At 35.4% G+C, this 14,732-nt stretch carries 11 protein-coding genes; 1 reads left to right on the forward strand and 10 read right to left on the reverse strand.

The genetic code is table 11. From position 1 onward, the window contains the following. Window positions 1-3,123 carry a DUF5717 family protein gene (locus KTB61_RS04010; protein WP_216696854.1) on the reverse strand — a complete coding sequence of 1,041 codons (3,123 nt, stop codon included), beginning with the start codon at window positions 3,121-3,123 and terminating at the stop codon, window positions 1-3. Between the two features lie 117 nt (window positions 3,124-3,240). Here KTB61_RS04010 and KTB61_RS04015 point away from each other — a divergent pair, with 117 nt between their 5' ends. Beyond that, window positions 3,241-4,335: a pyridoxal phosphate-dependent aminotransferase gene (locus tag KTB61_RS04015; protein ID WP_075760291.1), complete on the forward strand. Its 1,095-nt coding sequence runs from the start codon at window positions 3,241-3,243 to the stop codon at window positions 4,333-4,335. Between the two features lie 131 nt (window positions 4,336-4,466). Here the strand turns inward: KTB61_RS04015 and KTB61_RS04020 are convergent, their stop codons facing one another. The 9 genes from KTB61_RS04020 to KTB61_RS04060 form a co-directional block, all read right to left on the reverse strand. After that, on the reverse strand, window positions 4,467-5,618 hold the full coding sequence (locus KTB61_RS04020) for a hypothetical protein (RefSeq protein ID WP_075760290.1): 1,152 nt from the start codon (window positions 5,616-5,618) through the stop codon (window positions 4,467-4,469). 12 nt (window positions 5,619-5,630) lie between these two features. Continuing rightward, a complete protein-coding gene (lepB, locus tag KTB61_RS04025; RefSeq protein ID WP_075760289.1) occupies window positions 5,631-6,179 on the reverse strand; it encodes a signal peptidase I in 549 nt (182 codons plus the stop codon). Window positions 6,180-6,184: 5 nt separating this feature from the next. Beyond that, window positions 6,185-7,471 (reverse strand): adenylosuccinate synthase, encoded by a 1,287-nt coding sequence (locus tag KTB61_RS04030; RefSeq protein WP_075760288.1) that lies wholly within the window; start codon window positions 7,469-7,471, stop codon window positions 6,185-6,187. Window positions 7,472-7,600: 129 nt separating this feature from the next. Then, window positions 7,601-10,117 carry an LTA synthase family protein gene (locus tag KTB61_RS04035; protein WP_230973599.1) on the reverse strand — a complete coding sequence of 839 codons (2,517 nt, stop codon included), beginning with the start codon at window positions 10,115-10,117 and terminating at the stop codon, window positions 7,601-7,603. Between the two features lie 50 nt (window positions 10,118-10,167). Next, entirely contained in the window at window positions 10,168-11,298 is a 1,131-nt protein-coding gene (locus KTB61_RS04040) for a bifunctional chorismate mutase/prephenate dehydratase (RefSeq protein WP_075760286.1), read from the reverse strand. Window positions 11,299-11,305: 7 nt separating this feature from the next. Continuing rightward, complete coding sequence (folK, locus tag KTB61_RS04045) at window positions 11,306-12,127, reverse strand: 2-amino-4-hydroxy-6-hydroxymethyldihydropteridine diphosphokinase (protein ID WP_075760285.1); 822 nt, start codon at window positions 12,125-12,127, stop codon at window positions 11,306-11,308. 14 nt (window positions 12,128-12,141) lie between these two features. Next, window positions 12,142-12,948 carry a dihydropteroate synthase gene (gene folP, locus KTB61_RS04050; protein WP_075760284.1) on the reverse strand — a complete coding sequence of 269 codons (807 nt, stop codon included), beginning with the start codon at window positions 12,946-12,948 and terminating at the stop codon, window positions 12,142-12,144. Window positions 12,949-12,956: 8 nt separating this feature from the next. Beyond that, on the reverse strand, window positions 12,957-13,436 hold the full coding sequence (locus tag KTB61_RS04055; protein ID WP_075760283.1) for an HD domain-containing protein: 480 nt from the start codon (window positions 13,434-13,436) through the stop codon (window positions 12,957-12,959). An 11-nt stretch (window positions 13,437-13,447) separates the two neighbouring features. Continuing rightward, window positions 13,448-14,719 (reverse strand): bifunctional folylpolyglutamate synthase/dihydrofolate synthase, encoded by a 1,272-nt coding sequence (locus KTB61_RS04060; protein ID WP_216696855.1) that lies wholly within the window; start codon window positions 14,717-14,719, stop codon window positions 13,448-13,450. Between the last annotated feature and the right edge of the window lie 13 nt (window positions 14,720-14,732).

Raw genomic sequence — 14,732 nt, forward strand, 5'->3', positions numbered from 1 at the left:
TTATTCCTCTATCATTGGTTTAATAAACTTTATCATCTGTTTCTTCAACTCATACTGTTCCATAGAAATCTGAACAGAATCCTTGTGCCTTTCTTTCAGCATTTCATTAAGTTCATAAAATCTGCTTCCTTTACTCTTTTCAATATGATCTTTGCAACGGATATCTTTCCGCCTGCGCTTTTCCTCTCCCGAAGCAGTAATAAAACAATCAACAATCTCATCATCAAAAATCACTGCTGACGCCACATAATACCCCGGCATTAATTCTTTCATGGAAAGTTCTTTCCACTTCTGCCCTCTTGATCCTGTATAGTGAAATATAAGAGATAATCCTTCTTCCGCCTGATATTCCACAAATGTTTTTGCATATAAATATTTAGGAAGCTCTATTACAGCTGAATAATCAAATAAAACCGGAAAAATATCTCCTGTATACATCTGAACATCCTTAATCTTTTCTATTCGACGCAGCTGTGAATCATCCAGTTCTCTGTTTTTATGATAATCCAGATACAATCCCTGATACAGTTTATCCATTTTCCCTGCATCAATTTTCTTTCCAATCAGCTGATAAAACTCTTCAGGAAGTTCCTTGTGTTTTCTCCATACAAAATCCACATACTCTACCAGCATTCCATCGATCAAATCAGTTTTCTTATCTTCCTGCTGTAAATATCTGGAATAAACAGGAAACTCACTTCCATCAACTCCATCTCTGATACAAATCCTGAGAGTCTCCTCAATAAAATCCTGCTGATACATTCCAATTTCTCTACCGCAATTCCATAATTCCAGCATCTGATCTTTGGATCCTTTAAAATATTTTTGCAGATATCCTATCATCTCACTGTTATAATGACCATATTCAAATGCTCTGCTGCACATACCAACAAGCATATCTGATCGTCTTGTACTTAATGTTGTTAATGCATAGATACAAACCTTCTTCAGAAGTTCTGGTTCAATAAAATGATATCCATATTGCTGAATTCCTTTTAACGCTTCTTCATACAATCCTCCAGCAATAAAATATTCTATCATTCGTATTCTGTTTTCTGATGGAAGCTCTCTCCAGTTTACATACGTAAGAGCATCTTTTAACTCTTCCTTTTTTCCATTTTTCCAATAATATTCCAGAACTTTTTCAAAAATATTCTGCCGGTATTCATCTTTAATCTGTCCACAATTAATCACTGACATTACCGTTGGAAAATCTTCTTCTGTCAATTCTTTTTTTTCACCGAGTTCTAAACTTTTAAACATTAGATAATGCTCATTATCATTACATTTTTCACAGTATAAACGGATTTGTTCTTTTTTCCAGAGAGGTTTTGTTGTATATACTGCCGAACCAATATATCGATTTTCATCCTGGTCAAAAAAGACGAACATCGCATCCGGATCAAAAATTTCTATATATTCTTCTCCATTGAGAAATACTGTATCTGCCTGTTTCTTTTGTTTCTGGAAAATCATCACTTTTTTCAGATATTCCTGTTTACATGTCAGTTTCTGATAAAATATGATATTTCCAAGATTCTCTCTTGTTTTTTCATTTTCCAGCAGTTCTTCAAAATATGCATGATACAGCAAAACTAAATACTGATTCAAATGCCCTTTCTCTAATTCTTCTTCCAAAAATGGTCTTATCATCTCTTCATAATTTGAAAAATAATTTCCATATTTTCTCCGATTTTTTACAAGATTCGCATAAAGTGCACTCTGCTCCTTTTTACTTAAGCTGTCACTATATGTAAAATATGTTAATGTTTCTTCCGGGAGAATCGGATATTCTTCTTCCGGAATTGTTCTAAGAAATGCTTCCTGTAGTCCGATCAGCTGTATTCCTTCAGAAATAGCTGTTTTAAAATATGGATGACAATCTGGATCCATACAATTTCCCTGAATCAATAATGCACAGATTGCCTGCAGTACATCTCCATAAGAGTATTCTTTATAAATACAGATCAGCATCCACAGCATTTCTTCTGAAAATGTTTTTTCTCTGGAAATAAGAAAACATACTCTTTGAATCAGTTTATCATTTAACAGCCTTTTCTCTGCTGCAAATTCAAGAACTTCCAATTCAAATGACCCAAGTCGGTGTAAAAGATCTGGATTCTCTCCGAATATACAACACGCTTCAAAACGCAGAAGATGATTTCTGTCCCCTTCTAGATATATTTCTTTCATTTCTTCAAGCTGTGCCGTCTCATCGTAAGCAATGGATGCATCCAGATTCATTCTCATCCACAGCAAAAACCCTCGCTGATTTTCTTCTCCATATGCTTTACAATTCAATTCTACCGCTTCTTTAATTGATTCCTCTGTCTTGAAATATAAAGCCTTTAAATACATAAAATAGCAATATGAAATTCCTTTTTTCTGTATTTCCCCCTCTATTTCAGTTAATTGATCCTCTAGATCGGAATCTCCATTTAAAATCTGCAGATGAATCTTCATAAGATCATAGATCATCTTATCAGATATATTCTCTGGCATCTGATCCAGCAAAGTTTTTTCCCGTTCAATAAATGTTGTAACTGGTATTCTTCCTGTACAAAAATCAACATAGCCTTGAAACATTTTTTTATTTCTTCTCTGCTCTTTTTGAAATTCCGGAGTTTCATTCTCATGAAATACTATCTGTAAAGATAATTCCTCATTCACTGTCTTAATGAGAACATATGCTTTACTTCCGTTCTGCGTAAAATCTGTTAGATACACATGAAGCTTCATAATGCCGTCTTCAAAATCACTATCTGTAAAACTCTCCTCTTCTACAGACAGAAAATCCCCATCAGCTACAATTTTACCTTCTATATATCCCCATCCTTCTTTTTTTACATAAAGAATTAATGGCTCATCAAAATGATCCATTGTAATCTGGTATTTATTTTTAATTGCTGATAAATGAACAGGCTCTTTTTCCCCTGCGGTCACAAGAAATTCTTCCAGAATCTGCTCGCGGTTACGCCCCAGCAGTAACTGATGATATACTTCTCCATATTCCAAAGACGTTTCCAGAAACTCCTCTTTAAAAGATTCTGAAAAAAAGAGGGCTTTAGCTCTCTTTTTATCTTCCTTAACCATATTTGTAAATTTTCCTAACAGTTCTGACATAATCTGCTTTCGCTCCTTGCCAATCAAATCACTTACACGTATAATAATCTAATGTACACTAATTAAATTTCATTATAACAAATTTCGACAAAATATTAAAGGAAAAGAAGGATAACCATGTTAGAAAAAAAACAAGCTTTTCACGGAAGCGATTTAGAAAAAATCGAAGAGATTTACGGAATAAAAAAAGAACAAATTATTCCTTTTGGAGGGAATGTCAATCCTTTGGGTATCTCCCCCTTATTAAAGAAAAGTATGGGAAACCACATTGAGGCAATATGTGAATATCCTGATCGGGACTATAAAACATTACGCTCAACATTAAGCTTATACTGTAACACTCCTATGGAACATATTATTGTTGGAAATGGTGCTACAGAACTGATCAGTTTAACGTTAAATCTTCTACGTCCAAAAAATGCCTTGCTGCTGGCACCAACTTATTCAGAATACATGCGGGAAATTTCCCTTGTAGGTGGTTCTTATCAGGAATATTTTTTATCAGAAGAAAAGAATTTCTGTCTTGATTTGGAAGACCTGAAATCTCATTTAACAGACAATGTAGATTTATTTGCATTTTGTAACCCAAACAATCCTACTTCCAGTGCACTTACTGCCTCTGAGATTGAAAACCTGCTGATTCACTGTAAGAAACATAATATCTTTGTTTTAATTGATGAAACTTATGTTGAATTTGCACCAGATATCCAGAACATTTCCGCCGTATCACTAACTGAAAAATTCGATAATTTTATGGTTCTTAGAGGAACTTCCAAATTCTTTGCTGCTCCAGGACTTCGTCTTGGTTATGGAATCTGCGGAAGTCTTGATTTTCTTAAAAAGCTGAATTCCATCAAAAATCCATGGACTATCAATACTCTTGCTGCTCTTGCCGGTGAAGCAATGTTCATGGACTCAGATTATATAAAAACAACGAAAGAATTTATTTCATCAGAACGCAGCCGCTGTCTGAAAAAATTGAATCAGTGTGAAAATCTTAAAGCCTATCCTGCTTATGCCAATTTCATACTGGTACAGCTTTTAGATGGAACCACCTCCTTTGAAATGTTTGAACGATGCATCAGAGAGGGTATGATGATTCGTGACTGTAGCAGTTTTGACGGTTTAGATGGTGAATTTATTCGTTTCTGTATCCGTTTAAAAGAACAAAACAGTAGGTTACTAAGCATTCTTACTGAGAAAAAGAACTAAGAAGCCAAAATATAACAAAATCTTTCCTAGCGAAATAAAAAAACTTGCAAAAGAAAAATTCTTTTGCAAGTTTTTTATTGCATGATTATTTTACTCAATCCGATAAAACTATCTTCTATATCTGATTCATCCTACTGATTATCAATTGTCACCTTTATATCAGCATTATGATCATCAATCTTTTTGAGCTGTTCCTCACTTTCAGGATCTGCTGTAGGATAATAATCTACATAATAGTAAGTTCCTTTTTTTAATCCTGTAAATGTATATTTTTTCCTGTTTTTCTTAATTGCAATAATTTGCGGATCATCCTCATCATTTACTGTATTAAAAGATAAAACCGGTTTTAAAGTAACATCAAAACTATCTGGATTGTCCACTATAACAGTAAGTTTTCCTGTCGAAGAATGAAATACATTTCCTACAACAAAATCTCCAAATCTGCCACTGGCAGCTTTTGTTCCTCTTAATGCATCAACATCAAAATACAGAGTCCCATCTTTGCTTCGCTTCAGCCATACCTTATCATCACTAGCCTCCAGCTCATCTGAATCTTTCTGCTGGTTTAGCCGGATATAATCATAAAAAACCGGAAGGCTTTGAAATTCATTTTTCGTAACATCATATGAAATAATCTGCAGATTTTTAAATTCTTCTTCTGGCTGGATAAAAACATCTGATGGATATCCTAAATACATCAGTATATTATCACTTTGAACACAGACATCAGAATTACCTTGTCCATTTTCAATCAGAATTTCTTCAATATCCTTTACTTTCTTCCCTGCAAAGGTATCTTTCTTATAATCTGTATAAAAGGCTCCCTGATATGTCCCGTTCAGTTTTTTTTCTGTTTTGACAATCTTACCATCGTCCACCATAAGGCAGTAATCTTTTACAACCTTATTCTTTTTCCTTTGGAGTAACTGAACCTTTTTTCCATCTGATGAAGCCAGAACCCGAGTCTCATAGCTGCCTTTTGTAGAATACAGTTTCAAATCTTCTAAATTCAGAGCCTCAATAATCTTTTGTTTTTTCATATCAAAAACAAATAATCCAGTCTGATTATAAAAAATAACTCGACTTTCTGAAGCATATGCAACTTTCGGTAACTCTCCATTATTTGGATCTTCCTGTTTCTGCACTGTCTCTGTGATCAATTCTTTTATTTCTTTTTGAGAAGAGAGAACCTTGAAGGTTTCCTTTTCCTTATCATTTTTGCATCCGGACAGCAAAACAAGTCCGCAAAATACAATCAAAAAACAAAAAAGATTCTTCTTCATACACAGACTCCTTTATTTAATCCATTTCAATGACGGATAATAGCGGAACCATGCCTTTCCAAGCACCTCATCTCTGGAAACATAATGTGTGTCCCAGTCTCTGGCATCATTAGAACAATTCCGATTATCTCCCATTACAAAATATCCGTTTTCAGGTACTTTGTATGGGCCAAAATCATCTACAGGTTCTTCTTTAATATAAGGCTCTTCTAATGGAGTCTTACTGCTATTAATATAAACTTTTCCATCCTTTACTTCCACTGTCTCTCCAGGGAGAGCAATGACTCTCTTAATATACCATTCCTCTTCATTATCCGGATATTCAAAGATAATGATATCTCCCCGCTGAGGATCATTAAACCAATAAGAAGTTCTCAATGCAATCAGCTTGTCATTGGTCATAATGGTATTTTCCATGGAACCACTTGGGATATTTGCATTAATAATAACAAACCTTGTAATCAGCTGTGTCAGTACAATTGTTACAACAATGCATAATACCCAGCTTAATGCTTCCTTTTTCCAGGAGTTTTTCTTCTCCTGTTCCTTTTTTTCTTCCATCTTCTCTAGTCCTCAAAACCACGACGGATGATTTCATGTCTTCCAGGACCGTTTGAAATAAGAGTAATTGGATATCCAATTTTTTCTTCAACAAATTCAATATATTTTTTACAATTTTCTGGAAGATCATCATATTCAGTAATTCCTCGGATATCTGTTTTCCATCCTGGAAGTACTTCAAGAACTGGTTTTGCTTTTTCCAGTTTATTAGTTGTTGGGAAATCTGTTGTTACTTCACCATCAATTTCATATCCAACACATACCGGAATTTCATCTAAATACCCCAGTACATCCAGTACAGTAAAAGCAACATCCGTTGTTCCCTGCATACGGCATCCATATTTTGTTGCAACTACATCAAACCATCCCATACGTCTTGGACGACCTGTTGTAGCTCCAAATTCTCCGCCATCTCCACCGCGTCGTCTTAATTCATCGGCTTCTTCCCCAAAAATTTCGCTGACAAAAGCACCTGCTCCTACAGCACTTGAATAAGCCTTGACAACTGTTACAATTTTCTTGATTTCATATGGAGGAATTCCTGCACCAATTGCTCCATATCCTGCTAATGTTGAGGATGATGTTACCATTGGATAAATTCCATGATCCGGGTCTTTTAATGAACCTAACTGTCCCTCCAGAAGAATATTCTTTCCTTCTTTGATCGCTTCATGAAGGAACAAAGAAACATCACATACATATGGTGCAACCATTTCTTTATATTCCATTAATGTATCAAATAATTCATCTGGGTTCAGTAATGGTTTATGATATAAATGTTCTAATAAAACATTCTTTGTTTCGCAAACTTTCTTAATCTTTTCTTTCAGTGAATCTTCATCAAATAATTCGCTTACCTGAAAACCAATTTTGGCATATTTGTCAGAATAAAAAGGAGCAATTCCTGATTTTGTAGATCCAAAAGAATCTTTTCCAAGTCTTTCCTCTTCATATTGATCAAATAAAACATGATATGGCATAACCATCTGTGCACGATCTGAAACCAGAATTTTAGGTTTTGGCACACCCTGTGATACAATGCTTTCGATTTCCTTAAACAAAACCGGAATATTTAATGCCACACCATTTCCAATTACACTGGTGGTATGATTGTAGAATACTCCAGATGGCAGTGTATGAAGTGCAAACTTTCCATAATCATTAATGATTGTATGCCCTGCATTTGCTCCTCCCTGGAAACGAACAATAATATCAGATGTCTCACCTAACATGTCTGTAATTTTCCCTTTTCCTTCGTCTCCCCAATTGGCTCCAACGATTGCTTTTACCATATGTGTATCCTCCTAAAATCAACCTGTTATGACTTTTGTTATTTTTTTAATATACTGCAAAAAATAAAATCACAGCATTTTTATTCTATATTGTTTTAGGCACTCTGTCAAGGCAGAGTGCCTTTCCCGCTAATTTTTACTGCTGTTTTCAGTTGAAAATAATGTCTTGCTTACATTTTTCTTATCCATCAAACTGTTATATTGCAGATATTGATACTGTTTAATCAGTTTAGTATATTCATTTTCATCTTCCAAACTATGGTTTTGCCCATCTGAAGTAACATATCCATTAGCATTGATAGCCGGAATCGTCTGATTAAGATTCAGCAGAAACTCATTATACGGTGACAGCTGAAGATTTGTCTGCTCCATCATAAGACTGGCAAGATAATTTGCACTGATCAGCTGCTCATTCTTCTTTTCATCAATATCATAGTTAGCCCAGATAATATAAGGTACTGTATATTTCTTCTGCAATTCTTTTAAACTTAAACTGTTTAATGATTTTCCATACAGTAATTCATAAAATGAATCTTCCAGTTTTGGCTGATGATCTCCGAACATAACAACAATCGTCGGTTCATCCTGATTCTTAAAGTAATTTACTATTTTTTCAAAAGCACGGTCTGATTCATGAATCAGGGATAGATAACGATTGGCTGTATTTGTAGCTTTTTCATCCTCAATCTTGATTTCTTCTTTAAAATTCTTATCTGCAATTAAATATCCACCATGATTCTGAATAGTTACATTAAACAAAAATAATGGATCTCCTGCTTTTTTCTTATTAAAAATTTCAATAATCTTATTATAATCTTCGGAATCACTATACCATCCACGGAATTTTTCTCCATTTGGATTCATGGAAGTTTCATCCAGAAATTGATCAAATCCAAGAAGCGGATACACTGTATCTCGATTCCATCCATGGGCTTTATATGGATGAAAGGCTATCGTATCATAGCCCTGTTCCTTAAGCTGTGTTGCAAGACTTGGAACATTATGTTTCACAAACTGGGTATAAGCATTTCCATTTAAAGGAAGTGTTGAAACAGAATTTCCTGTAAGGAATTCATATTCTGAATTACTGGTTCCTCCACCAAAAACAGATACCAGCATATTTCCCTTAATTGTATTATCCGTTAAGCTGTTAATATAAGGCATTACCTCTTTATTTGTTTTTATCTTATTTACAACATTTAAATCAGAAAATGTCTCATTCATAATAACCACAATATTAGGCTTCTGTTTTAAATTTTTATTTTTTCCTGTTGTCACTTTATATTCATCAGCAATTTTCTCAACCTTTTCAGGACTGTATCCTTCCGGTTCAGATACGATCGTATATTGAATATTCATCAGAAAACTTAAAATATAACCATTTTGTTTATATCCTTTTTTCTGATTCCAGAAGTTGACTTTAATTCCTTTGGTTTCTAAAAAATCTGTTCTGGTCATGAAAAAGGTGCTTCCTGCTGTAGCAATTGCAACCACTGCCAATGCTATCACTCGTTTTTTCCAGTAAAAAACTTTATATGTATCCAGCTTGCAGGCAATCACACACAGGCCAAGAAGTACAACTGTTGCTACAATAGCAGGTTTGTCGTATGACAATGTATAATGGTCAGCGACATCCATTGCGGTTCCTAACGCATAAATATCTGCGGGTGTAATTGGAGTTCCTCGAAATGCCATAACAAAGTAATTTCCAATGGCTGCTGCATATAACAAAATATCCCCAACTAAAATAGAGTACTTAATGCGATTAAAAATCAGAAATAGAATTCCAAAAATAATATAATACCAGACAATGTTCATTCCATAAGCAAGTTTATTCATTACACTAATCGGGTTATAAAAAACCTTCTCCACCATATAAAAAGCCACCCACGGATTAACAATAAACAGTGCCCATGTAAGTCTGCGATTCAGTTTTTCCGGAATATCAAGAGGAATCAGAATCAGTGCAATCAAAGCAACTGCAATAGCAATAGTTAATGCAATAGCCCATTTATCAATCTGGGTTGTCCACACCCTGGTACGGATATGAATATTTTGACTGTCACCATTCACCTTAACTTTCTGGAATATTTTCCCCATTTTCTCTGATGTATACAAATATAACGGGCGGTCTTCTTTAATTCCCTTTCCCTGAATTTCCAGAGTATATAGTTCTCCTTTATTTAGTTTTTGGTTTACAATAATCTTATACCACTTTGCTTCATTTCTCTCTGTACGACGCATAGTAGCTTTCATATCTGTCAATCCATCAACTTCCAGGAGAGTTGGTGTAATATGGAAAACTGAGTTTCCATTCTGATCTTTTACATTTAAATCAATACTTCCGGCGCGTCCTGTCTGTTCGTTTCTGTCTATCATAATATCCAGACGTTCCATAGTATTCGATACTGCCTTGAATTTTTGAACTACCTTATCTCCATCCGTTACTGCTATTCTGGTATACTTGCTTTCTGGCACACCTTTTGCAACTTTCTCAGAAAACTGCTGCTTGTTGACAATAACAAGAACAATAAAAGCAAGCAGAGCAGCTACCATTACAAATTTCATAGATTTATGTAAAAATCCATGAACCTTTCCAAACTTTTCCCCTTTTTTTCCCTGATTCTTCATTTTACTACCTTCCATTCGTTTGTTTTTTTTTATTTTTTTCTTTCCCCTTAAATCCTTATTGTTTATTAAAAGTTTCCCAGTATTTTAAAATCTTTAGTCTCTTCTCTGATCCCTGCCAGCGCATTACGAATTGCAGGATCATTTAAATTTCCAATTACATCAATATAAAATCCATATTCCCACTGTCTTCCAGGAAGCGGTCTGGATTCAATGTTGCTCATATTCACATTATTAAACATAAAATGAGTCAATATGTTATAAAGAGATCCTGATTCATGAGGTGCACTAAAACTAATGCTGACTTTCCCTGCATCCTTCCGATACTGTTTCTTTTTAGACATGATAACAAATCTTGTAGTATTGTTTTCTTCATAATTTACTTCTTCCTGTAAAACCTGAAGACCATAGATTTCTGCTGCCCGACGGCTGCAGATGGCTACTTTCGTCATATCTTTATCATCCGCCACTTTTTTAGCACTGATTGCTGTATTGGCAACCTTTACCTGATCCCAATCCCATTGATCCAGGAATTTTTTACACTGCAGAAGTCCTTGAGGGTGAGAATATACTTTCTTGATCTGATTCAGATCAGATCCTGGAAGTCCTGCCAGTACATGATGGCATTCAACTGTTTCTTCCCCTACTACACAAATATCATAATCAAGGATCATGTCATAAATACCACTGACAGTTCCGGCAGAAGTATTTTCTATAGGCAGGACACCATAATCTGCCAGCCCCTGATCCAATGTTATAACAACATCTTTAAACTCAGGAACGGAGAAGTTCTTTACATTCTCACCAAAATATTTTACCATAGCCTGTTCCTGATATGCACCTGGAATTCCCTGGTAAACAACCTTGGTATCCTCATGAATATCAAGAGCATCCACTTCTTCAAAATGTTCTTCAATATAAGTATCTGCCTGAGCTAAAATACTATATTGATACCTTCGACTGACAGACATAATCTGTAAAAATATCTCTTCAAAAGCTCTTACCATAAAAGGGTCTTCTTCATTTTCTGTCAATACATTAATTTTAGCCTTTTCTCTCACCGGATCGTAAATAGCCTTTCCAGTTCCCCTTTTATATTCTGCTACCTCTTCAGAACAAAGCATTCTTTTTTTTAACAACCTTACCAGTTGCGTATCAATATCATCAATTTCCTGTCGTATTTCTGTTAAATCTCTCATGGGTATTTTATTCCTTTTCTATTATTTCTTTTAATTCCATAACCGTTTTTCGCAATAACGGATGCATCAGATATGGTGCAATCTCTGCAAGAGGTTCTAGAACAAACAATCTTTTATGCATTTCTTTATGCGGAATGGTTAATTCTCTTTCATTCATTACCAGATCATCATACATTAAAATATCCAGATCAAGTGTTCGAGGCCCCCAGTGAACGGTTCTTTTTCTTCCTGCCTGCTTTTCAATATCCATTAAAAAGTCCAGCAGTTCCATAGGTTCCTTTAATGTATCAATTGCCACACATCCATTAAGAAAGTCATCCTGCTCTACACCACCATATGGTTTTGTTTCAATCAATCCGGATACATGCATTACTTTTGTATCCTCCTGCTCTTCAATTCGATCAATAGCATTACTGATATACTCCATACGGTCGCCCATATTGGAACCCATACCTATATAAGCTCGATGCCATCCACGGGAAATTTTTACGGAAACACTGTCTAGAGGCAGTCCTATTGGTGCCCATGGCTTCTTCACCTGAATATCCAGTTTCTTAATCAGAGGAAATTCAAGTAATAATGTTTTTGCAACTGTCTCTGCAACTCTCTCTATCAGGTCAAATGTATTTCTCTCCATTATCTCTGCAATTCGATGACAAACCTCACCATAATCAATAGAATATTCAATCTTGTCACTTACACCAGCCCGCTTTGTATCTGTATATAAAGTTGCAGACACCAAAAATTTCTGTCCTAAGACTTTTTCTTCCTTATAAACTCCATGGTTACTGTAAATTTCCAAATCCTGAATGATAATCTGATCTGCCATGTTCCTCACTCCTTTTAATGGCGGCTGATTGCCTCTATCATTGTAAGTGCCCGTTTATTTTCCTTTACATCATGAACTCTGAAAAATCGACATCCTTTCATAAAACCACACACAGTTGTTGCTACAGTTCCTTCAACTCTCTGATCAGATGGCAGATCCAGTGTAAGACCAATCATGGACTTTCTGGAAGTCCCAAGTAAAACCGGAACATCCCATTGACCTAAAATTTCCAGATGATTCATCATTTCCAGATTCTGCTCAAGATTTTTGGCAAATCCGATACCTGGATCCAACATGATCTGTTCTCTTTTCATTCCTGCTTTCATTGCCATATCCATGATTTCCTGAATATCTTCCTGAACATCCTTCAAAAAATTTCCATACTGTGTATTCTTTCTGTTATGCATCAGACAGGCAGGAACCCCACTTTCTGCCAATACTTCTGCCATGGTTCCATCCCATTTAAGTCCCCAGATATCGTTGATCATATCGACCCCTGCGTCTATTCCTGCCTTGGCAACTTTTGATTTGTATGTGTCCAGCGAAACAGGCACATCAAATTCTCTCTTCAGGGCTTCAATAACCGGAACAACCCTTTCAATCTCTTCTTCATCAGAAATCAGAGTATACCCTGGTCTTGTAGATTCTCCCCCTACATCGATTAGATCTGCCCCTTCATTTACCATCTGCTCTGCATGCTCCAATGCCGCATCTAACTGATTGAATTTACCTCCATCGGAAAATGAATCTGGTGTCACATTAAGAATTCCCATAATATATCCGTGTTTATCAGTCAAAAATTTCTTTTCTCCAATTATCATAATGTCTCCTAACAAATATAAGTATCATTTTTTTTGTCATCTGGCCAATAACAGTCTTTTCTTGCTTTACAGTGAATACAATCTCTGGAAAGTTTGTCTGCCAGATAGAACATTTCTGCAAAACTATGATCTTCTGATGCACCGGTACGATGATTTCGTATAACTTCTGTTATCACTTTAATTTCTTCCGGTTCATAATCACATTCCTTTAAAATAATTTCCGCAAGTTCGGCACCTGCTTCTTCATGAGAAATGCCTTTTTCATACTGAACTGTCCTTCCAAGATCATGAAGAAAAGCTGTACCATATATGATATCTTTCGATAAATTTTCATTTCTTTCCAAAGAAAAAATATAACAAAGTCTTGCAACTGCTAAAAAATGATTCATATCATGCCCGCAAAACTGTCTTCCCTGTTCCAGATTCTGCAGTTTTTCATATTCTTCCTTATATCTTTTGTTCCAAATAATTTTCTGGAATCGTTCCACTGTCTTACCCTCTATAGTTCATTTTGAAAAGATAATGTCCCAAATACTACGATGACATCATCTTTTTCTGATATTGTTTTTACTTCTTCCAAACATTGAGCCAACCGATCTCTTACAAACACTTTAGAATGACACTTTCTAACCATATCTGCAAGATCCTTGCTGGATAGCGCTCTTGGATTATCCGGAGCAACTGTATAAACAGAGTCTGCAAGCCATACAGTTTCCTGAATCATCTGTTCATATTCCTTGTCAGCTAATACTCCCATTATATAAATTATTCTTCGGTTTGTAAAATTTTTTTGAAGAAAATCTGCCAGGCAACGGGCACCATCTGGATTATGAGCACCATCACACAAAATGATCGGATCTTTCTGAAGTATTTCCAAACGGCCTCTCCATTTTGTCTTTCGAAACCCTTCTTCTGTCTGAAATTCACTGATACAATAATAGTTTTTAATAATATCTAAAACTTCCAATGCAACTGCAGCATTCCAGATTTGATGCTCTCCAAGCAAAGGAATCTCTATTTTTTCATACCATCTTCCACTGTTGCTTCGGTATGTAAAACTCTGTCCATTTAATGACTCCGATAAAATCCGTATTCCCTTTTTATTAACGAACTTCAATGGACAATTCTTTTCTTTGGCAACATTTTTGATTACCTGATTTGCTTCTTTTGAATTATCATATGAAATGACAGGACATCCTTCTTTAATAATTCCTGCTTTTTCATATGCAATTTTTTCAATTGTATCTCCCAGATATTGCATATGATCATAACTGATAGATGCAATAACAGTGCAAATTGGACGATCCACCACATTAGTAGCATCCAGACGCCCGCCCATTCCAGTTTCCAGTAATACCACGTCGACCTTTTTATCAAGAAAATAAAGAAAACTTAATGCTGTCTCTATTTCAAACATTGTTGGATGATTTCCCCCATCTGCAACCATTTCCTCTGAAGTTTTCTTTATTTTCTCCATATAGTAACACAAATCATCCTGCGAAATATTTTCCTCGTTGATCCGGAATCTTTCTTCATAGGAAAAGGAGGCAGGAGAAACATATCGACCTGCCCGATATCCACTTTCCCTAAATACACCTGCAAGATATGCAAGGATAGAACCTTTTCCATTGGTTCCGGCAATATGTACTACTTTCAGCTTATTTTGCGGATTTCCAAGTCGTGAAAGCAATTCTCTGATATTATCCAGCCCTAAGACACTCCCAAATTTATTTGTATTACTTATAAAATCCATTGCTTCTTTATAGTTCATAACTGCCTCCAAG

This window comes from Anaerostipes faecalis (assembly GCF_018982945.1).
Taxonomy (GTDB): Bacteria; Bacillota; Clostridia; order Lachnospirales; family Lachnospiraceae; genus Anaerostipes; species Anaerostipes faecalis.

Bases quoted from the DNA above. Each gene is read 5' to 3' on its own strand.
- KTB61_RS04010 (WP_216696854.1), bottom strand. From the start codon at position 3,123: ATGTCAGAACTGTTAGGAAAATTTACAAATATGGTTAAGGAAGATAAA.
- KTB61_RS04015 (WP_075760291.1), top strand. From the start codon at position 3,241: ATGTTAGAAAAAAAACAAGCTTTTCACGGAAGCGATTTAGAAAAAATC.
- KTB61_RS04020 (WP_075760290.1), bottom strand. From the start codon at position 5,618: ATGAAGAAGAATCTTTTTTGTTTTTTGATTGTATTTTGCGGACTTGTT.
- lepB (WP_075760289.1), bottom strand. From the start codon at position 6,179: ATGGAAGAAAAAAAGGAACAGGAGAAGAAAAACTCCTGGAAAAAGGAA.
- KTB61_RS04030 (WP_075760288.1), bottom strand. From the start codon at position 7,471: ATGGTAAAAGCAATCGTTGGAGCCAATTGGGGAGACGAAGGAAAAGGG.
- KTB61_RS04035 (WP_230973599.1), bottom strand. From the start codon at position 10,117: ATGGAAGGTAGTAAAATGAAGAATCAGGGAAAAAAAGGGGAAAAGTTT.
- KTB61_RS04040 (WP_075760286.1), bottom strand. From the start codon at position 11,298: ATGAGAGATTTAACAGAAATACGACAGGAAATTGATGATATTGATACG.
- folK (WP_075760285.1), bottom strand. From the start codon at position 12,127: ATGGCAGATCAGATTATCATTCAGGATTTGGAAATTTACAGTAACCAT.
- folP (WP_075760284.1), bottom strand. From the start codon at position 12,948: ATGATAATTGGAGAAAAGAAATTTTTGACTGATAAACACGGATATATT.
- KTB61_RS04060 (WP_216696855.1), bottom strand. From the start codon at position 14,719: ATGAACTATAAAGAAGCAATGGATTTTATAAGTAATACAAATAAATTT.